At 60.0% G+C, this 18,340-nt stretch carries 18 protein-coding genes; 5 read left to right on the forward strand and 13 right to left on the reverse strand.

Going from position 1 to position 18,340, the window contains the following annotated elements:
- Window positions 1–68: 68 nt before the first annotated feature.
- Both rnt and pyrC read right to left on the reverse strand, forming a co-directional pair.
- Window positions 69–740, reverse strand: a complete 672-nt coding sequence (gene rnt, locus HBR94_RS02935; protein ID WP_057958607.1) for a ribonuclease T — start codon at window positions 738–740, stop codon at window positions 69–71.
- Window positions 737–1,783, reverse strand: a complete 1,047-nt coding sequence (gene pyrC / locus HBR94_RS02940) for a dihydroorotase (protein WP_170044114.1) — start codon at window positions 1,781–1,783, stop codon at window positions 737–739. The genes rnt and pyrC overlap by 4 nt, the downstream gene beginning before the upstream one ends.
- Window positions 1,784–1,939: 156 nt before the next feature.
- Between pyrC and HBR94_RS02945 the strand changes: the two genes are divergently transcribed.
- Complete coding sequence (locus HBR94_RS02945; RefSeq protein ID WP_057439335.1) at window positions 1,940–2,848, forward strand: OmpA family protein; 909 nt, start codon at window positions 1,940–1,942, stop codon at window positions 2,846–2,848.
- Between the two features lie 129 nt (window positions 2,849–2,977).
- Entirely contained in the window at window positions 2,978–4,195 is a 1,218-nt protein-coding gene (locus tag HBR94_RS02950; protein WP_029295244.1) for an argininosuccinate synthase, read from the forward strand.
- Between the two features lie 92 nt (window positions 4,196–4,287).
- Here HBR94_RS02950 and HBR94_RS02955 read toward each other — a convergent pair whose 3' ends face one another.
- Window positions 4,288–4,581: a hypothetical protein gene (locus tag HBR94_RS02955; RefSeq protein WP_170044115.1), complete on the reverse strand. Its 294-nt coding sequence runs from the start codon at window positions 4,579–4,581 to the stop codon at window positions 4,288–4,290.
- A 243-nt stretch (window positions 4,582–4,824) separates the two neighbouring features.
- On the opposite strand from HBR94_RS02955, the gene HBR94_RS02960 reads away from it, so the two are divergent.
- Window positions 4,825–5,457 carry a response regulator transcription factor gene (locus HBR94_RS02960; protein WP_032858436.1) on the forward strand — a complete coding sequence of 211 codons (633 nt, stop codon included), beginning with the start codon at window positions 4,825–4,827 and terminating at the stop codon, window positions 5,455–5,457.
- 61 nt (window positions 5,458–5,518) lie between these two features.
- On the opposite strand, the gene HBR94_RS02965 is transcribed toward HBR94_RS02960, so the two are convergent.
- From HBR94_RS02965 to metG, 8 genes are all read right to left on the reverse strand, one after another.
- Window positions 5,519–5,701: a hypothetical protein gene (locus HBR94_RS02965; protein ID WP_057439336.1), complete on the reverse strand. Its 183-nt coding sequence runs from the start codon at window positions 5,699–5,701 to the stop codon at window positions 5,519–5,521.
- A gap of 107 nt (window positions 5,702–5,808) precedes the next feature.
- Window positions 5,809–6,447, reverse strand: coding sequence for an endonuclease III (nth, locus tag HBR94_RS02970; RefSeq protein WP_115128897.1), 639 nt, complete (start codon window positions 6,445–6,447; stop codon window positions 5,809–5,811).
- Between the two features lie 16 nt (window positions 6,448–6,463).
- A complete protein-coding gene (locus tag HBR94_RS02975) occupies window positions 6,464–6,967 on the reverse strand; it encodes an Rnf-Nqr domain containing protein (RefSeq protein ID WP_115128896.1) in 504 nt (167 codons plus the stop codon).
- Window positions 6,960–7,565, reverse strand: coding sequence for an RnfABCDGE type electron transport complex subunit G (locus HBR94_RS02980; RefSeq protein ID WP_115128895.1), 606 nt, complete (start codon window positions 7,563–7,565; stop codon window positions 6,960–6,962). The genes HBR94_RS02975 and HBR94_RS02980 overlap by 8 nt, the downstream gene beginning before the upstream one ends.
- Complete coding sequence (locus HBR94_RS02985; RefSeq protein WP_115128894.1) at window positions 7,562–8,533, reverse strand: RnfABCDGE type electron transport complex subunit D; 972 nt, start codon at window positions 8,531–8,533, stop codon at window positions 7,562–7,564. The genes HBR94_RS02980 and HBR94_RS02985 overlap by 4 nt, the downstream gene beginning before the upstream one ends.
- Entirely contained in the window at window positions 8,514–9,722 is a 1,209-nt protein-coding gene (rsxB, locus tag HBR94_RS02990) for an electron transport complex subunit RsxB (protein WP_170044116.1), read from the reverse strand. Before rsxB ends, HBR94_RS02985 begins: the two co-directional genes overlap by 20 nt.
- The gene (locus tag HBR94_RS02995; RefSeq protein ID WP_115128892.1) at window positions 9,719–10,270 is read right to left on the reverse strand and encodes an Rnf-Nqr domain containing protein; all 552 of its coding nucleotides are present in this window, start codon (window positions 10,268–10,270) and stop codon (window positions 9,719–9,721) included. The genes rsxB and HBR94_RS02995 overlap by 4 nt, the downstream gene beginning before the upstream one ends.
- A gap of 105 nt (window positions 10,271–10,375) precedes the next feature.
- On the reverse strand, window positions 10,376–12,427 hold the full coding sequence (metG, locus tag HBR94_RS03000) for a methionine--tRNA ligase (RefSeq protein WP_115128891.1): 2,052 nt from the start codon (window positions 12,425–12,427) through the stop codon (window positions 10,376–10,378).
- 171 nt (window positions 12,428–12,598) lie between these two features.
- Here metG and apbC point away from each other — a divergent pair, with 171 nt between their 5' ends.
- Window positions 12,599–13,693 (forward strand): iron-sulfur cluster carrier protein ApbC, encoded by a 1,095-nt coding sequence (gene apbC / locus HBR94_RS03005; protein ID WP_057958615.1) that lies wholly within the window; start codon window positions 12,599–12,601, stop codon window positions 13,691–13,693.
- A gap of 498 nt (window positions 13,694–14,191) precedes the next feature.
- On the opposite strand, the gene fdxA is transcribed toward apbC, so the two are convergent.
- The gene (gene fdxA, locus HBR94_RS03010) at window positions 14,192–14,515 is read right to left on the reverse strand and encodes a ferredoxin FdxA (RefSeq protein ID WP_003222178.1); all 324 of its coding nucleotides are present in this window, start codon (window positions 14,513–14,515) and stop codon (window positions 14,192–14,194) included.
- A 142-nt stretch (window positions 14,516–14,657) separates the two neighbouring features.
- Window positions 14,658–17,249, reverse strand: coding sequence for a DNA mismatch repair protein MutS (gene mutS, locus HBR94_RS03015; RefSeq protein WP_169959697.1), 2,592 nt, complete (start codon window positions 17,247–17,249; stop codon window positions 14,658–14,660).
- A gap of 197 nt (window positions 17,250–17,446) precedes the next feature.
- On the opposite strand from mutS, the gene HBR94_RS03020 reads away from it, so the two are divergent.
- Entirely contained in the window at window positions 17,447–18,175 is a 729-nt protein-coding gene (locus HBR94_RS03020) for an XRE family transcriptional regulator (protein ID WP_081044189.1), read from the forward strand.
- Window positions 18,176–18,340: the final 165 nt, after the last annotated feature.

Raw genomic sequence — 18,340 nt, forward strand, 5'->3', positions numbered from 1 at the left:
CAGATTCGCGGTAAAAAAAACCGGCCTGAGAGGGCCGGTTTTTTTATGCGTGGGATTTAGCGACCTGATCAGTCGCTGAAATCTTCCCAGCCGCCCATCTGCTTCCAGCGGTTGACGATGCCGCAGAACAGATCGGCAGTCTTCTCGGTGTCGTAGCGAGCCGAGTGGGCTTCACGACCGTCGAAGTCGATACCGGCAGCCTGGCATGCCTTGGCCAGTACGGTCTGGCCATAAGCCAGGCCAGCCAGGGTCGCGGTGTCGAAGCTGGAGAACGGGTGGAACGGGTTGCGCTTCATGTCCAGGCGCGCCACGGCGGCGTTGAGGAAGCCCAGGTCGAAACTGCTGTTGTGGCCGACCAGGATCGCGCGTTTGCAGCCGTTGGCCTTCAGGGCCTTGCGAACGCCACGGAAGATGTCGGTCAATGCCGCTTCTTCGCTGACGGCCATGCGCAACGGATGGTCGAGCTTGATTCCGGTGAACTCCAGGGCCGCCGCTTCGATGTTGGCACCTTCAAAAGGCTCGACGCGGAAGAAATGGGTGTGTTCTGGATACACAAAGCCCTGTTCGTCCATGCCGATGGTAGTCGCGGCAATTTCCAGCAGCGCATCGGTGGCGCAATTGAAACCGCCGGTTTCTACGTCGATAACGACAGGCAGATAGCCGCGAAAACGCTCGGCCATCGGGTGGCGCGAACCGCCGCCACTGTGTTCCTGTTCGTCGTCGTAATGGTCTTCACTCACGTGTGTTCCTCCAGCAGGCGCCAGCGCAGTGTTTCACCGGCGCGCAGCGGGATAACGGTCAGCTCGCCAAATGGCAGGCTGGTGGGGGCGGTCCAGTCTTCACGGACCAGGGTAATGCGGTCGGTATTCGCCGGCAGGCCGTAGAAGCGCGGGCCATTGAGGCTGGCGAAGGCCTCGAGTTTGTCCAGGGCGTTGCGTGCCTCGAAAGCCTCGGCGTACAGCTCGATCGCCGCATAGGCGGTGTAACAGCCGGCACAGCCGCAGGCAGCTTCCTTGGCGTGCTGGGCGTGGGGGGCCGAGTCGGTACCGAGGAAGAACTTCGCATTGCCACTGGTGGCGGCATCGAGCAGCGCCTCCTGGTGGGTGTTGCGCTTGAGGATCGGCAGGCAATAGAAGTGCGGCCGGATCCCGCCCACCAGCATGTGGTTGCGGTTGTACAGCAGGTGATGCGCGGTGATGGTCGCGCCAACGTTGGCCGAAGCCTCGGTGACGAATTGCACGGCGTCGGCAGTGGTGATGTGCTCGAACACCACCTTGAGGGTCGGGAACAGCTCGACCACACGGCGCATGTGTTCGTCGATGAAGATCTTCTCGCGATCGAACACATCGACATCACCACGGGTGACTTCACCGTGGATCAGCAGCGGCATGCCCACTTCGGCCATGGCTTCGATGGCGGGCAGGATCTTGTCGATACTGGTCACGCCGGAGTCGGAGTTGGTCGTGGCGCCGGCCGGGTACAGCTTGGCGGCATGCACGAAACCGCTGGCCTTGGCCTCGCGGATTTCTGCGGGCTGGGTGCGGTCGGTCAGGTAGAGCACCATCAACGGTTCAAAGCGGCTGCCGGCCGGTCGTGCAGCGAGGATGCGCTGGCGATAGGCGTCGGCTTCTGCGGCATTGCGCACCGGAGGTACCAGGTTAGGCATGATGATGGCACGGCCAAACGTGCGCGCTACATCAGCCACGGTTTGGGGCAACGCAGCACCATCGCGAAGATGAATATGCCAGTCGTCGGGACGCAGCAGGGTCAGGCGGTCGGACATTGGGGATTCCAGGCGGGTCAATCTGGTGGGAATGCTACCGGAAAAGACTCTTGCAGGCACTCGCTATCAAGTTTTGCAGGGCGCGACCGATATCCCTGGGTATGCCTTAACGATGTATGACGCCTTGTTGTGTTGTAGAAACCAGTGGAGCCGCCCGTGCGCCAGCAATATCTAGCCCTGCTCAGCGTGTTCGCCAGCCTGCCTGCGATGGCCCTGACCTTCCAGACGCGCCTGGAAAATATCGAGTGGAAGGTGGAAGGCGACAAGTTCGAGTGCCGCTTGAGCCAGCCGATCGCCGATTTTGGTTCGGGTGAGTTCGTGCGCCGGGCCGGCGAGCAGGCGACATTTCGCTTGAAGGCCTACAACAGCGCGCTGGGCGTCGGCTCCGCAACACTCTTGGCGGCGGCGGCGCCGTGGCAGCCGGGGCGCGGTGATATCAACCTCGGTGCGGTGCGTGCGGGCAGCGGCGATGTGCTGTTCAACAGCTCCCAGGCCCAGGCCGGGCGCCTGTTCAATGGCTTGCTCGATGGCCGCAGCCCGACTGTGCGCCACTATTCCCGGGATGGCGGCTATTCGGAAATCCGCTTGCTGCCGGTGCGCTTCAACAAGGCCTACAGCGATTACCAGTTATGTACTGCGAAATTGCTGCCGATGAATTTCGAGCAGGTCAAACAGGCTGAAGTCGGCTTTCCGGGTGGCGGTATCGACCTCGACCCGGCGGCCAAGGCCAAGCTGTTGGTCATGCTTGAGTTCATCAAGGCCGACCCTACGGTCAACCATATCGAACTGGACGGCCATTCGGATAACAGCGGCAATCGCCTGACCAATCGCGACCTGTCCCGGCGTCGAGGCCTGGCGGTGATGGACTTCTTCAAGGCCAATGGCATTCCCGAATCGCAGATCGTCCTGCGCTTCCACGGCGAGCGCTATCCGCTGGTGCCCAATACCAACCCGGCCAACCGGGCGAAGAACCGGCGGGTGAATATCCATCTCGACCGGGTGCCAGCCCCCGAGAAACCGGCACCCCAGGCCACCGCCCCGGCGAATGCGGCGGCGACCTCGTAGGCATCGGCCATTCGTCGCTCGCCCGACATAATCTGTCGCTTTATCTTCATTTGCTGTCGCGCCCCTGTAATTTCACGGTTTTGATCGGTAGAATCGACGCCTTTCCGTAAAACCCCGTGGAGTGATGGCATGGCCGACGTAAACAAGGTCGTTCTCGCGTATTCCGGCGGCCTGGACACTTCGGTGATCCTCAAGTGGCTGCAGGATACTTATAACTGTGAAGTGGTGACCTTTACCGCTGACCTGGGTCAGGGCGAAGAGGTCGAACCTGCACGAGCCAAGGCGCAAGCCATGGGCGTCAAAGAGATCTACATTGACGACCTGCGCGAAGAATTCGTCCGCGATTTCGTTTTCCCGATGTTCCGCGCCAACACCGTCTACGAAGGCGAGTACCTGCTGGGTACTTCCATCGCACGTCCGCTGATTGCCAAGCGCCTGATCGAAATCGCCAACGAAACCGGCGCTGACGCCATTTCCCATGGCGCCACCGGCAAAGGCAACGACCAGGTGCGTTTCGAACTGGGCGCCTATGCCTTGAAGCCTGGCGTGAAAGTGATTGCTCCTTGGCGTGAATGGGACCTGCTGTCCCGTGAAAAACTGATGGATTACGCTGAAAAGCACGCCATCCCGATCGAACGCCATGGCAAGAAGAAGTCCCCGTACTCGATGGACGCCAACCTCCTGCACATCTCCTATGAAGGCGGCGTGCTGGAAGACACCTGGACCGAGCACGAAGAAGACATGTGGAAATGGACCGTCTCCCCGGAGAACGCTCCTGACAAGCCGCAGTACCTGGAACTGACCTACCGCAACGGCGACATCGTCGCGCTGGACGGCGTCGAAATGACCCCGGCCACCGTACTGGCGACCCTCAACCGTATCGGTGGCGAGCACGGTATCGGCCGTCTGGACATCGTCGAAAACCGTTACGTGGGCATGAAGTCCCGTGGCTGCTACGAAACCCCGGGCGGCACCATCATGCTGCGCGCTCACCGCGCCATCGAGTCCATCACCCTGGACCGTGAAGTGGCTCACCTCAAAGACGAGCTGATGCCTAAATATGCCAGCCTGATCTACACCGGTTACTGGTGGAGCCCTGAGCGTCTGATGCTGCAGCAGATGATCGACGCCTCCCAGGTCCATGTGAACGGTGTGGTGCGCCTGAAGCTGTACAAGGGCAACGTGATCGTCACCGGCCGCAAGTCCGATGAGTCGCTGTTCGATGCCAATATCGCGACCTTTGAAGAAGATGGCGGTGCCTACAACCAGGCTGACGCTGCTGGCTTCATCAAGCTCAACGCACTGCGCATGCGCATTGCGGCCAACAAGGGCCGCAAGTTGTTCTGAAGTACCTGAAGCGACATAAAGAGTGGCCCCTTGAAAAAGGGGCCATTTTTTTTGTCCGTCATTCAGGAGGTCCGGGTTTTGTTTATCCGTGTTTAATGTCTTGCCGATGTGTTTGGGGTGTTGCTGTTTATTAGTTTTGCTTTTGTTTTTTTGTGTCGGGAAGTTGGTGCTTCAGGCATGCAGCCTTGTTTGTGTTTAAAATCATTCGGTTGTTTAGTAGGAAAGAGATGGAGTTCTATTTTATTTGTGGAAATATCTGTCAGATAATTCCAAGTGTTGTTAATGACTGTTGCACCGAGGGAACTTTTTTGCAGGGGCAATGGCCGCGTCAAGGCACGCAGGTCTGGCCCGTGCAAGGGGCATTTCCTGAAAATGGCGTGCGTCATGTTTACTTTTCTAGGGTAAACGGTGCTTTTTTTGCTCAAAATATGTTTGCCCACGGAAAGTTCTGAAAGGCTGAACAATAACCGGCACATCCATATAGGCGTTTTTTTGTAGGTCTATTCTCATAACTTTGTGGGTTGGGTCTCTGCTTGTCCTTACTTGGGGGGGAGTGCTATGCCAAGGAGGAAACGACTAGGCTATTGTGCTGGCTCTGAATAATTCGAACAGCGAAATTGGACTTGCCCATGAATAAAGTGCTGATCGTGGATGATCATCCCGTCATTCGCCTTGCTGTACGCATGCTAATGGAGCGTCATGGTTATGAGGTCGTTGCAGAGACCGATAACGGAGTCGACGCGTTACAACTAGCGCGGGAGCATATGCCGGATATTGTCATCCTGGATATTGGAATTCCCAAACTTGACGGTTTGGAAGTTATTTGTCGCCTGTCTTCCACAAAGCAGGCGCAACCCTTCAAGGTGTTGGTGCTGACCTCCCAGGCTCCCGGTCACTTCTCCATGCGCTGCATGCAGGCGGGGGCGGCGGGCTATGTGTGCAAGCAGCAGGACCTTACCGAGCTGCTGAGCGCAATCAAGGCCGTGCTGTCTGGCTACAGCTATTTCCCCAACCAGGCACTCAACTCGGTGCGGTCCACCCAGGGCAATACCAGCGAAGCGGATATGGTCGAACGGCTCTCAGGCCGGGAGATGATGGTGCTACAGCAGTTGGCCCAGGGAAAAACCAACAAAGAAATCGCCGATGGCATGTTCCTCAGCAACAAGACGGTGAGTACCTACAAGACGCGTCTGCTGCTCAAGCTCAATGCCCGGTCCCTGGTGGACCTGATCGAGCTCGCTCAGCGCAACGGCCTGGTTTAAGAAGCAGGGAGCAACAGGCAGGAAAAGCCTCCATCGCGGAGGCTTCTGTGTGATCGTTTGGCTAGAGATCGAAATCGTAATCGGCCAACTGTTTTTGCAGGCGTCGCTCTTCCAGAAGATTGTCGATGGTGCGGCGTTTGCTCAAATTGGTCTTGGCCACTTCTACGGGCGCCTCGGCTACTTCGTCAGTGTCCGTTGCCACAAAGTCATCTTCTACATCCAGTTGTTCTTTGCCAGTGCTCATAAGGTTAACTCCAGGCTAAGACTGCCGTTGGCGCTCCTTATATCGGCAATTGCGCACCGGGTAAAAAAGATTTTTTCAATCGACTCATCAATAAAAGCAATGACGGCTCAATCGTCAGACGTCTTTTCCTTGTATTCACACAGATCCTCGATGCGACAGCTGCCACAACGCGGCTTGCGGGCCTGGCACACATAACGGCCGTGCAGAATCAACCAGTGGTGGGAGTCGAGCAGGTAAGGCTTTGGCACAAATTTCATCAGTTTTTTCTCCACCTCCACCACATTCTTGCCCGGTGCGATCCCTGTGCGGTTACTCACGCGGAAAATATGTGTGTCCACCGCCATGGTCAATTGGCGAAACGCTGTATTGAGCACCACATTGGCCGTCTTGCGACCCACGCCGGGCAAAGCTTCAAGTGCTTCCCGGGTTTGTGGCACTTCGCCGCCATGCAACTCGACCAGCAGTCGGCAGGTTTCTATGACGTTTTTTGCCTTGCTGTTATACAGGCCAATGGTCTTGATGTACTGCGACAGCCCCTCCACCCCCAGGGCATGGATCGCCGCTGGAGTATTGGCCACCGGAAACAGCTTGGCCGTGGCCTTGTTGACGCCTACATCCGTCGATTGCGCAGACAGGATCACCGCAATCAGCAGCTCGAACGGCGACGAGTAGGCCAGCTCGGTCTTGGGTTCTGGGTTGTCCTCGTGAAACCGACGAAAGATCTCCAGGCGTTTTGCGGCATTCATGGGGCGAGCGGTTCCTTCAGTGTGATTTGCGGCGTTGGGTCCAGGCTTGCCACCCGGCAAGCCACAACCCGAGCAGGATAAACCCTGTGGGGGCGAGGGTGGCGATGCTGCTGCCGAGTAACAAGCGCGAGAGGGTGATTGCAACCAATAGCCCGGTAGCAACGGTGAATAGCTGAAGCTGCGCCCTGCGCTGGTTGGCGGCGAACAGGCCGGCATGTTCAAGCAATACGCATTGCACGCCAATTAACCCCAGGTAAGCTCCCAGGGCCATAGACGGGCCAAAGGCCAGGGCCTGGGCCACCAAGTGTGCGCAACTGACCCAGGTGGTGGCCAGCAACACATTGGCAATCAGCCGCCAATTGCCACTGAGGCGATTACGCACCCAGGCGCAGCTCCAGCCATACAGCGTCACGATCAGCACCCACAGGGCCCAGAAGGCAGCGGCGCCGGCCGGGGTGGCGCTGACACCCAGCAGCGCAGGCAGCAGCAACAGGCTGCCAAGGGCGAATGGTTTAGTCATGGCTGGCAGTCTCCAGCAGCGCCTGACGATGTTCGTCAAAATACCGCAAGGCATCATGGGTTGCGTTAATCACCGCGCGGGAGGTGATGGTCGCGCCCGCCATCTGGTCGAACTGGCCACCGTCTTTCTTCAGCGCCCATATCTGCGGACTTTCCCGCGACAACCCTTTGAACGAGGCAAGCCAGGGATTGCCGGGCTCGCCAATAGGTCCGCCCAATGTGGGGGTTTCTGCGTGGGCCAGGGTCTTTACCCCGAGCAGCTTGGCGTTGTGGTCGATGGCAATCAGCAATTGGATACGTCCACCGTAACCGTCGACCTGCGCGCGCAGCACGACGGCGCTGGGTTTACCGGCCAGGGTCGCGAGGTAACCACCCAGCAGTTGACTGTTATCCAGCATTTCCGAGGCGATACCCAGCGGGCGCTCCAGGGGGTGATTGTCATAACTGCCAGCGGGCAGTACATCCAGCAACGCCCGACTTTGCATCTCACGCTGCTGCGCGGCAATGGGCTTGGTCGTCAGCTGTTGCAGGCCAACGGTCAGGCCCACCGCGCCGACGGCGATCAACAGCACGATCAAGGCTTGCCAGGTGCGCGTCATGCCTTCACCGCCTGCGGCCGTGCCCAGCGCTCCAGGGTCGGCACCGCGAGGTTCATCATCAGTACGGCGAACGCCACGCCATCCGGGTAGCTGCCCCAGGTGCGGATCAGGTAGGTCAGCAGCCCCACGCCCACCCCAAACAGCAAGCGTGCCCGCGCACTTTTCGCGCCCGACACCGGTTCGGTGATGATAAAGAAGGCCCCGAGCATGGTGGCCCCGGTCAGCAGGTGAAACAGCGGCGAGCCATTGGAGTCCGAGCCCGAGCCGTTCCAGCCCAGCAGGCTGATGACAAACAGGCTGGCGAGCATGCCCACCGGCGCATGCCAACTGAATACCCGTTGCTGCAGTAAAAAGACGCCGCCGGCGAGAAACGCCAGGTTTACCCACTCGCTGCCTGTGCCGCCGATCTGGCCGAACGCCGGGTTGCTGGCAAACAGTTCATCAATGGTCAGGCTGTTATTGATGCGCAACGTATCCAGCGCCGTGGCCCGGGCCCAGGCATCGGCGGTCTCGCCGTGCAGGCCGAACACCTGTTGCAGGCCGGCCAGCAGGTCCAGGCCGTGGGATGCCGGCCAATGGGTCATTGGCTGGGGAAAGGCCAGCAGCATCAGCGCATAACCGAGCATGGCCGGGTTGAAGGGGTTCTGCTTGCCGCCATACAGATGTTTGCCCAGCAGCAATCCACTGCTCACAGCGCCCACGCATAGCCACCACGGGCAGTAAGGTGGCAGCGCCAGGGCCAGCAGGACCGCGCTGACCAGGCCACTGAGGTCGCCACCGCCCTGGCCGCGCAACCGGCGCACCCCGGCTTCGACGGCCCAGGCACAGGTGCCGGCCAGCAACAGATTGATCAACACGCCCCAGCCATACAGCCAGAACAGCACCAGCACGCCGGGCGTTACCGCCATCAACAGGCGCTGCATGGCCTGTTGCTGGCGCTCAACAACGTCAGGCCCCGACATGTTCATCCACCAACCGCTGAGCGTCAGCCAGGCGTTGTCTGGCGTCCATTAACGCGTTGGTACTGCTGGCGGGCTGGCGTTCGAGTTTGTTCAGGTCGGCGCGGGCATAGGCCAGGGCGGTCTTCAATTGGCGCAGTTGGCTGTCGATGGGCCGTTTCTCGACACGTTGCAAATCAGGCCTGGGCTGCTCGGAGGCTTCTTCGGCCGTATGCAAGGCTTGTTCAGCGTCGGCCAGGGCTGCGCCCAGGGCGGCCAGTTGTTCGGCATCGGCAAGCGCGTCCTGGGCTTTTTTCAGCTCGGCGCGACGCATGGCCAACTGGATTTTGGCGCGTTTGAGCGCTGGATCTTTATTGGCCTGGGGGATCACAACAGCGGGGGCGTTGGTTTCAAGGGCGGCCAATGCCTGTTCGGCGGATTCAAATTGCTGTTGCAGGATGATCAACTGCGACTGTTGCTCAAAGGTCGGCGGATGGCCGAAGGCTTTCAGGGATTTATGCAGTTGCGCCCGGCTCATCGCCAGGTTGATCTTGGCCTTTTTTAGCGCGGCGTCGATGTCGGCGTCTTTTTGCGCGCGCACGCGCTCGATGGCAGCCTGCAGCGGGTCGCCGTTGCTCTCTGCGCTGGGGGCCGGGCGTTTACTGCGGGCCAGGCGTTCTGCCAGCTTGTGCTCTTCCTCGCGTTGCAGCCTGGCGTTGCGTTGCTCGAAGCGGCGGCGGGCGCGATCACGCTTGGTCCCGCGCTCTTGGCGCTCCTCGGCGGTGCTGGCATAGCCCGCGACAATTGGCAGCACCGTGGCCAGCGGCAAGGGCAGCATGTCGATGCAGTCCACCGGACAGGGCGCGACACACAAGTCGCAACCGGTGCATTCATCCACGATCACGGTGTGCATCAACTTGGCCGCGCCGACAATCGCATCCACCGGGCAAGCCTGGATGCACTTGGTGCAACCGATGCACTCGGCCTCACGGATAAAGGCAATCTGCGCGGGGGCTTCACCACGGGTGCTGTCCAGCTCCAGGGGCGCCAGGTTCAACAGCTGCGCCAGCTCGGCGATGGTTTCCGTGCCGCCTGGCGGGCACTTGTTGATAGCCTCACCCCGGGCGATGCCTTCGGCGTAGGGTCTGCAACCAGGGTGCCCGCATTTGCCGCATTGGGTCTGGGGCAGCAGGGCGTCGATACGTTGAATCAGGCTCATGGTTTGATCATTGCGTTTAAGCCCAGCAACGCCACGGCCATCAGCCCGGCACTGAACAGGTCCACGGGCAGGCCTTTGAAGGGCTGGGGGATATCGTTGTGGTCTATGCGCTGGCGCAAATCGTTGAACAGGCTGAGGGTCAGCCAGAATGCCGGGCCGATGCCCAGGCTATAGATCAGTTGGGTGGTATTGCCAGGGCCCAGGAATACCACGCTGAGCACGCCGGCGTTCGCCAGCAGCGGCAGCCACAACCCGTCGAAGGGCAGTGCGGGCACGCGGCGGGAAAGTACCGTCAGCAATGGCTGGCTCAACAAGAACGCCACCGGCACATAAGCAAACAGCCATACAGCGTCCAGCGCCAAGGGTTGCAACACAAAGTGAACAACCAGGTAGCTGAAAGCGCCGCTGAGGGCGACCAAGAGTGTAGTCGCCAACCCCAGGGCATGCACCCGCCGTCGTTCCAAAGGCGGATCCCCAGGCAGCGCAACACGCAGCAGGTATTGGCTGATCAGGGCAGCGCAGAGAAGGGCGACAAGCAGTTCGGTCATGGTCGAGCCGGTTAAGCAAACAGGGCCTGATTATCCGGCAAGCAGGGAGAGGGTACTAGCGCAAACCGCCCTGTCGCGGCCAATCACCGCGACAGGGTTTTCCGGTTACTTGATGCGCTGGCCAGGCTTGGCGCCGCTGTCCGGGCTGAGCAGGTAGATTTCCTCGCCGCCAGGGCCGGCTGCCATCACCATGCCTTCGGAGATGCCGAACTTCATTTTGCGTGGCTTGAGGTTGGCGATCATCATGGTCAGGCGACCATCGAGCTTGGACGGGTCCGGGTAGGCACTTTTGATCCCGGAGAACACGTTGCGTTGCTCGTCACCGATATCCAGGGTCAGGCGCAACAGCTTGTCGGCGCCTTCCACGGCTTCTGCCTTGATGATCAGCGCGACCCGCAGGTCCACGGCGGCAAAGGTATCGAAGTCGATTTCCGGCGACAGCGGATCCTTGGCCAGCTCGCCATTGCCCACTGGGGCGGCGTTGCCGGTGTCGGTCTGGCTGGCGGTCAGGTCTTCCTTGGAAGCATCCGTCATGGCCTGCACCTTGACCGGGTCGATACGGGTCATCAGCGGCTTGAATTCGTTGAGCTGATGGTTGTTGAGCAGGCTGGTGTGGTCATTCCAGGTCAACGGTGCAACGTTGAGGAACGCCTCGGCGTCGGCGGCCAGCAACGGCAGCACCGGCTTGAGGAAGATCACCAACTGGCGGAACAGGTTGATGCCGGTGGCGCAGATGGCCTGGACTTCATCCTGCTTGCCTTCCTGCTTGTTCAGCGACCACGGTGCCTTGTCGGCGATCCAGGCGTTGGCGCGGTCGGCCAGGCCCATGATCTCGCGCATGGCGCGGGCAAAGTCGCGGGCTTCATAGGCGTCGGCGATGCTTGGCGCGGCCGCCAGGAAGGCGTCGGTCAGCTCTGGTGCGGCGTTGACCGGCACCATCACGCCAGCGTTGCCCTTGTGGATAAACCCGGCGCAGCGGCTTGCGATGTTGACCACCTTGCCCACCAGGTCCGAGTTGACCTTCTGCACGAAGTCTTCCAGGTTCAGGTCCAGGTCGTCGACGCCACGGCCCAGCTTGGATGCGTAGTAGTAGCGCAGGTATTCCGGCGACAGGTGGTCCAGGTAGGTGCGCGCCTTGATAAAGGTGCCACGGGACTTGGACATCTTCTGGCCGTTGACCGTCAGGTAGCCGTGCACGGCGATGCCGGTCGGCTTGCGGTAGCCCGACCCTTCGAGCATTGCCGGCCAGAACAGGGCGTGGAAGTTGACGATGTCCTTGCCGATGAAATGGTACAGCTCGGCGGTGGAGTCCTTGCCCCAGAACGCGTCGAAGTCCAGCTCCGGCGTGCGGTCGCAGAGGTTCTTGAAGCTGGCCATGTAGCCAATCGGCGCGTCCAGCCACACATAGAAGTACTTGCCCGGCTCATCGGGGATCTCGAAGCCGAAATACGGCGCATCGCGGGAGATATCCCACTGTTGCAGGCCGGCATCCAGCCATTCGGCGATCTTGTTTGCCACGGCGTCCTGCAAGGTGCCGCTACGGGTCCAGGTTTGCAGCATTTCCTGGAAATCCGGGAGCTTGAAGAAGAAGTGCTGGGAATCCTTGAGCACCGGGGTGGCGCCCGAGATCGCCGACTTCGGATCTTTCAGATCGGTCGGTGCGTAGGTTGCACCGCATTTTTCGCAGTTATCGCCGTACTGGTCTTCGGTGCCGCACTTGGGGCAGGTGCCCTTGATGAAGCGGTCGGCCAGGAACATTTTCTTTTCCGGGTCGAAATACTGGGTGATCGAGCGGGTGGCAATGTGCCCGGCATCACGCAGTTTCAGATAGATCTGGCTCGACAGCTCGCGGTTCTCTTCGGCGTGGGTCGAGTGGAAGTTGTCGAAATCCACCAGGAACTCGGCAAAGTCGGCGCTATGTTCAGCCTGGACGTTGGCGATCAGTTGTTCCGGGGTGATGCCTTCCTTTTCGGCGCGCAACATGATGGCCGAACCGTGGGCGTCGTCCGCGCAGACATAAATGCATTGATTGCCGCGATGCTTCTGGAAGCGCACCCACATATCGGTCTGGATGTACTCAAGCATATGGCCAAGATGGATGGAACCATTGGCATAGGGCAGGGCGCTGGTGACGAGGATCTTGCGTGGCTCGGACATGGGGCTCGGCTACTTGATGAAACGGAGGTCGGCCACTATAAAGCGCTGGGGAATTTATTTCACCCCGTGAGGCTGTTTCAGGGTTTTCCAATATCGCGAAAGCATGCCCCTCACGCCTCGGAACGGTTAGGATAGCCGCCTGTTTTAGTCTGTCTTTTCCGGGAGTAGCCCATGAGCGCCGTCAATCGCGCAGCGGTGGAAGCCGTTCTTCGCCAGTACACCGACCCCTACCTGAACCAGGACCCGGTCAGCGCCGGCTGTGTCCGGGCCATTGAGGTGCAGGGCGATCAGGTCACGGTCCAGCTTGAGCTGGGCTACGCCGCAGGCCTGTTCAAGAGTGGCTGGGCGCAGATGCTGCAAATGGCCATTGAAGGCCTGGACGGCGTGCGCTCGGCCAAGGTCGACATCCAGTGTGTGATCGCCGCGCATAAGGCCCAGGCACAGATCCCCGGCCTGGCCAACGTCAAGAACGTGGTGGCGGTGGCGTCCGGCAAGGGCGGCGTGGGCAAGTCGACCACGGCGGCCAACCTGGCCCTGGCCCTGGCCCGTGAAGGCGCGCGGGTGGGCATCCTCGACGCGGATATCTATGGTCCCAGCCAGGGCGTGATGTTTGGCATCGCCGAAGGCTCGCGGCCAAAGATCAAGGACCAGAAGTGGTTCGTGCCGATCCAGGCCCATGGTGTGGAAGTGATGTCGATGGCGTTCCTGACCGATGACAACACCCCGATGGTGTGGCGCGGGCCCATGGTTTCCGGGGCCTTGATGCAACTGGTGATGCAGACCGACTGGGGCAACCTGGACTACCTGGTGATCGACATGCCGCCGGGCACCGGTGATATCCAGCTGACCCTGGCGCAAAAAGTGCCGGTGGCCGGTGCAGTGATTGTCACCACCCCCCAGGACCTGGCGTTGCTGGATGCGCGCAAAGGCGTGGAGATGTTCCGCAAGGTCAACATCCCGGTGCTGGGTGTCGTGGAGAACATGGCGGTACACATCTGCTCCAACTGCGGCCATGCCGAGCATCTGTTCGGTGAAGGCGGCGGCGAAAAGCTCGCCACCCAATATGACGTTGAGCTGCTGGCTTCGTTGCCACTGGCGATGGGCATTCGTGAGCAGGCAGATGGTGGCAAGCCGACGGTCGCCGCCGAACCCGATGGGCAGATCGCCATGGTCTATCAGGAACTGGCCCGTCATGTAGGCGCGCGGATTGTCTTGCAGGAAGCCGGTGCCCAGGCAATGCCGACCATCACTGTCAGCGACGACTGATCGACCTGAAGGCAGACAAGCCTCGACCCTGTCGGGGCTTTTTCTTGTCTGGCGTAAACCTTTTGGGAGGGCGGGTGCGCATTTCCCTAATGGGCGGTGTAAGCATTCGCTTACTTTTTCGTAAGTGTTTGGTTTTTTAACCGGACCTGGATGCCTCGAATCACCTGGACATATTTCTATATCATTGAAATATAACGCTTATTTATTTGTGATCGAGAGCGGCGGCGGGGTGTGCTTGGGAATGGATCCCGTTGAACTTGTCTGGGAAGTCTCTACTATCAGCCCTGTGTCCACGGATTGACACAGTCATCACGGAACGATGATTCAGGGAACCTCGCAGGATGCGATTCATCAGGACGATGAAAAGGAACACAGGGACTAGGGAAAAAATGTGGGCGGGTCAAACCGCCCCTTTTTTTTGCCTGCAGAAAAGTAAAAGACCCGCGCGCAAAAACGCAAAAAGGCCCGCAAGGGGCCTTTTAGAGGGGCGCGACGCTGTTAGCGTTCGAGGTCTTTGATCTTGCCTTTAACGCCATCCCACTCTTCCGCATCTGGAAGCGATTCTTTCTTCTCAGTGATGTTGGGCCAGATTTCCGCCAGCTCGACGTTCAACTGAATAAATTCCTGCATGTCCTCCGGTACTTCATCCTCGGAGAAAATCGCAACGGCCGGGCATTCTGGCTCACACAGGGCGCAGTCAATGCACTCATCCGGGTGGATTACCAGGAAGTTCGGGCCTTCGTAAAAGCAGTCCACCGGACACACTTCTACGCAGTCGGTGTACTTGCACTTGATGCAGTTGTCGGTGACGACGAAGGTCATTTCTAGTTTTCTCCTCAGGCGGCGGCAGCGAAACCCCTTCTGGCAGGGCTCGCGAGGTTTGGGAGCGATAGTCTGCAGGCCAGGCTAAAAGCCCGCAGCATCCCAAACCGCGCGAGATTCTATCAGCTTGCACGCGTCTGCGTTAGACCCGTGTCTTCAGTGCATAGAGCAATTCCAACGCTTTTCGTGGAGTCAAGTCGTCCAGGTCAAGCTTTGCCAACTCATCCAGTACCGGGTGGGGCAGGCTGGCGAACATATCGCTCTGCATGGGCACACCCGGTTTGCTGGTGGCCTTGGCTGGGCTTGCAACCACGGTTTCGTGGGGCAGGGCAGTGGTTTCCAGGCGGCTGAGGTGCTCGCGGGCGCGCAGGATCACATCGTTCGGCACACCGGCCAACTGGGCCACGGCCAGGCCGTAACTCTGGCTGGCCGGCCCTGGCAGCACATGGTGCAGGAACACGATGCGCTCGTTGTGCTCGGTGGCATTGAGATGCACGTTAGCCACCAACGGCTCGCTTTCCGGCAGCACGGTCAGTTCGAAATAGTGGGTGGCGAACAGCGTGTAGGCCCGCAGGTGGGCCAGGCGCTCGGCAGCGGCCCAGGCCAGGGACAGGCCGTCGAAGGTACTGGTACCGCGCCCCACTTCGTCCATCAGCACCAGGCTGCGGTCGCTGGCATTGTGCAGGATATTGGCGGTTTCGCTCATTTCCACCATAAAGGTCGAACGGCCACCGGCCAGGTCATCGCTGGAACCGATCCGGGTGAAGATGCGGTCTACCAGGGACAGCTCGCAACTGGCCGCCGGCACAAAGCTGCCGATATGCGCCAGCAGCACGATCAAGGCGGTCTGGCGCATGTAGGTGGATTTACCGCCCATGTTCGGACCGGTGATCACCAGCATGCGGGTATCGTCGTCTAGCGACAGATCGTTGGCCACGAACGGCGTGGTCAGCACTTGCTCCACCACCGGGTGGCGACCCTGGACGATGCGCATGCACGGCTCGCTGACAAAACGCGGGCAGTTCAGGTCAAGGTTCAGGGCGCGCTCGGCAAGGTTGCTCAACACATCCAGCTCGGCCAGGGCCGCAGCGGTGTCCTGCAGCGGTGCCAGCTTGCCGATCAGGTCTTCGAGCAGGGCTTCATAGAGCATTTTTTCCCGGGCCAGGGCGCGGCTCTTGGCCGACAGCGCCTTGTCTTCGAATTCTTTGAGCTCAGGGGTGATAAAGCGCTCGGCACCTTTAAGGGTCTGGCGACGCTGGTAATCAATAGGTGCCTGCTCGGCCTGCTTGCTTGGCAACTCAATAAAGTAGCCGTGCACACGGTTGTAGCCGACCTTCAGGTTGGCCAGGCCGGTGCGGGCTTTTTCGCGGGCTTCCAGGTCGATCAGGAACTGCCCGGCGTTCTCGCTCAAGGCTTGCAGCTCATCCAGCTCGCTGTCGTAACCGGTCTTCAGCACGCCGCCGTCGCGGATGATCGCGGGCGGGTTGTCGATAATGGCCTTTTCCAGCAGCGCAGCCAGTTCCGGGTAGGTGCCGGCCGTGACAGCAAGTTGTTGCAGGTGCGGCGCGTCCAGTTCGGTCATCGCCTGTTGCAACTCGGGCAGCACACCCAGCGCGTCACGCAGGCGCGCCAGGTCACGCGGGCGGGCGTTACGCAGGCCGATCCGCGCAAGAATCCGCTCGATATCACCGATTTCCTTGAGCTGCGGTTGCAGCTTTTCAAAGCGGTAGCCGTCCAGCAGGCAGGTAATGGACGACTGGCGCGCCTGCAATACGGTCAAGTCGCGCAGCGGACGGTTCAGCCAACGGGTCAGCAGACGGCTGCCCATGGCGGTCTGGCAACGGTCCACCACCGACTGCAGGGTATTGTCGCGCCCGCCGGCCAGGTTGGTGTCCAGCTCCAGATTGCGCCGGCTGGCGCCATCGAGCACCACCGTATCGTCCAGGCGCTCATGGCGCAGGCTGCGCAAATGCGGCAGGGCGGTGCGCTGGGTTTCCTTGGCGTAATTGAGCAGGCAACCGGCGGCGCCGATGGCCAGGGTCAGGGTCTCGCAACCAAAACCCTTCAGATCCTGTACGGAGAACTGCTGGCACAGACTTTTCAGCGCCGAATCGCGCTCAAAATCCCACGGCGCACGGCGCTTGGCCCCACGGCGTTTTTCCGCCGGCAGATCCTTTGGCCAATCATCCGGGATCATCAGCTCCACCGGATTGATGCGCTCCAACTCCGCCAGCAGGTTCTCCCAGCCCTTGATTTCCAGGACCGTGAAGTTGCCACTGGTGATATCCAGCACCGCCAGGCCGAACAACCGCTCGTCCCCCAGCACCGCCGCGATCAGGTTGTCCCGCCGCTCATCCAACAGCGCCTCATCACTCACCGTCCCCGGGGTAATGATGCGCACCACCTGACGCTCCACCGGCCCCTTGCTGGTCGCCGGGTCGCCGATCTGCTCACAGATCACCACCGACTCACCGAGCTTGACCAGCTTGGCCAGATAACCTTCCAACGAATGATAAGGAATCCCGCACATCGGAATCGCCTGCCCAGCCGACTGCCCGCGCGCGGTCAGGGTGATATCCAGCAGCTTGGCGGCCTTCTTCGCGTCTTCATAGAAGATCTCGTAGAAGTCGCCCATGCGATAGAACATCAACTGATCAGGGTGCTGGTTTTTCAGGCGCCAGTACTGCTGCATCATTGGGGTGTGGGAGGACAGATCGGAGGTGTTTTTACTCATTGGGTAGTAGGCAAATTCGTTGAAAGTGATGGGGCAAAGGGGGCGCTTGGCCCAGCATTTTTTGCGATGGCGGCAAGGTTAACATGCAAGGTCCGTGCTTCGCAGTTCACAAACGGCCAGTACATCCACATACCCCATGCACAAAATATGCAAATTAGCATTTGCCAACCCCAAAAACTCCCGTCACTATCCCCGTTATGCAAAAACGCAACGTTTCAATCGTCTTAAGAGAGCTGCTCGATCGCGACGGGATCTCCCCCACGGAGCTTCACCGGCGTACCGGCGTGCCTCAATCCACTCTGTCACGGATTCTCAGCGGCAAGATCGTTGATCCGTCGGACAAGCACATCTCGCGTATCGCCGATTACTTCCGGGTGAGCACCGACCAGTTGCGCGGGCGCGCGGGGTCGGCGTGGCAGGATGAGCGCGACCCGATGCATTCGGAGCTCAAGGATATAAGCCTGTGGGACGACGACACGCCCGTTAATGATGACGAGGTGTCGATCCCCTTTTTGCGCGAGGTTGAATTGGCTGCTGGATCAGGAAGATTCGTCATCGAGGAAAGCGAGAAGGCCAGCCTGCGTTTTGGTAAGCGCAGCCTGCGGCATAACGGTGTGCAGTTCGACCAGGCCAAGTGTGTGACGGTACGCGGCAACAGCATGCTGCCGGTGTTGCGTGATGGCGCCACGGTGGGGGTGAATGCCGGCAAGAGCGGGATCGGCGATATCGTCGATGGCGACTTGTATGCCATCAATCACAACGGTCAATTGCGGGTCAAACAGCTCTATCGTCTGCCTTCGGGGATCCGCCTGCGCAGTTTCAATCGTGATGAGCACCCGGATGAGGACTACAGCTTCCAGGATATCCAGGAAGAGCAGATCAGCATCCTCGGTCACGTTTTCTGGTGGGGCATGTACGCCCGCTAACCCTTCTCTGTAAGAAACAGCCCGCCTGAGAGCGGGCTTTTTTTTCGGTGCGCCCGGCAGGGCGCGCTCACTCAGGGGTGGAAGTCCCCCGCACACCCGGCAAGGGGAAGTGCTAGCTAGAGGCAAGGGTTTCGCGGGCGACTGCGAGTCTGAAGGAAGCCCGAG

This window comes from Pseudomonas sp. WS 5412 (assembly GCF_012985615.1).
Lineage (GTDB): Bacteria > Pseudomonadota > Gammaproteobacteria > Pseudomonadales > Pseudomonadaceae > Aquipseudomonas > Aquipseudomonas shahriarae.

What these genes read in the sequence shown, in the direction of transcription:
- HBR94_RS02980 (WP_115128895.1), bottom strand. Translation starts at nt 7,565, where the DNA reads ATGACGCGCACCTGGCAAGCCTTGATCGTGCTGTTGATCGCCGTCGGC.
- HBR94_RS02960 (WP_032858436.1), top strand. Translation starts at nt 4,825, where the DNA reads ATGAATAAAGTGCTGATCGTGGATGATCATCCCGTCATTCGCCTTGCT.
- metG (WP_115128891.1), bottom strand. Translation starts at nt 12,427, where the DNA reads ATGTCCGAGCCACGCAAGATCCTCGTCACCAGCGCCCTGCCCTATGCC.
- HBR94_RS03020 (WP_081044189.1), top strand. Translation starts at nt 17,447, where the DNA reads ATGCAAAAACGCAACGTTTCAATCGTCTTAAGAGAGCTGCTCGATCGC.
- mutS (WP_169959697.1), bottom strand. Translation starts at nt 17,249, where the DNA reads ATGAGTAAAAACACCTCCGATCTGTCCTCCCACACCCCAATGATGCAG.
- apbC (WP_057958615.1), top strand. Translation starts at nt 12,599, where the DNA reads ATGAGCGCCGTCAATCGCGCAGCGGTGGAAGCCGTTCTTCGCCAGTAC.
- pyrC (WP_170044114.1), bottom strand. Translation starts at nt 1,783, where the DNA reads ATGTCCGACCGCCTGACCCTGCTGCGTCCCGACGACTGGCATATTCAT.
- rsxB (WP_170044116.1), bottom strand. Translation starts at nt 9,722, where the DNA reads ATGAGCCTGATTCAACGTATCGACGCCCTGCTGCCCCAGACCCAATGC.
- HBR94_RS02995 (WP_115128892.1), bottom strand. Translation starts at nt 10,270, where the DNA reads ATGACCGAACTGCTTGTCGCCCTTCTCTGCGCTGCCCTGATCAGCCAA.
- HBR94_RS02955 (WP_170044115.1), bottom strand. Translation starts at nt 4,581, where the DNA reads ATGACGCACGCCATTTTCAGGAAATGCCCCTTGCACGGGCCAGACCTG.
- HBR94_RS02965 (WP_057439336.1), bottom strand. Translation starts at nt 5,701, where the DNA reads ATGAGCACTGGCAAAGAACAACTGGATGTAGAAGATGACTTTGTGGCA.
- HBR94_RS02950 (WP_029295244.1), top strand. Translation starts at nt 2,978, where the DNA reads ATGGCCGACGTAAACAAGGTCGTTCTCGCGTATTCCGGCGGCCTGGAC.
- HBR94_RS02975 (WP_115128896.1), bottom strand. Translation starts at nt 6,967, where the DNA reads ATGACTAAACCATTCGCCCTTGGCAGCCTGTTGCTGCTGCCTGCGCTG.
- HBR94_RS02985 (WP_115128894.1), bottom strand. Translation starts at nt 8,533, where the DNA reads ATGAACATGTCGGGGCCTGACGTTGTTGAGCGCCAGCAACAGGCCATG.
- fdxA (WP_003222178.1), bottom strand. Translation starts at nt 14,515, where the DNA reads ATGACCTTCGTCGTCACCGACAACTGCATCAAGTGCAAGTACACCGAC.
- nth (WP_115128897.1), bottom strand. Translation starts at nt 6,447, where the DNA reads ATGAATGCCGCAAAACGCCTGGAGATCTTTCGTCGGTTTCACGAGGAC.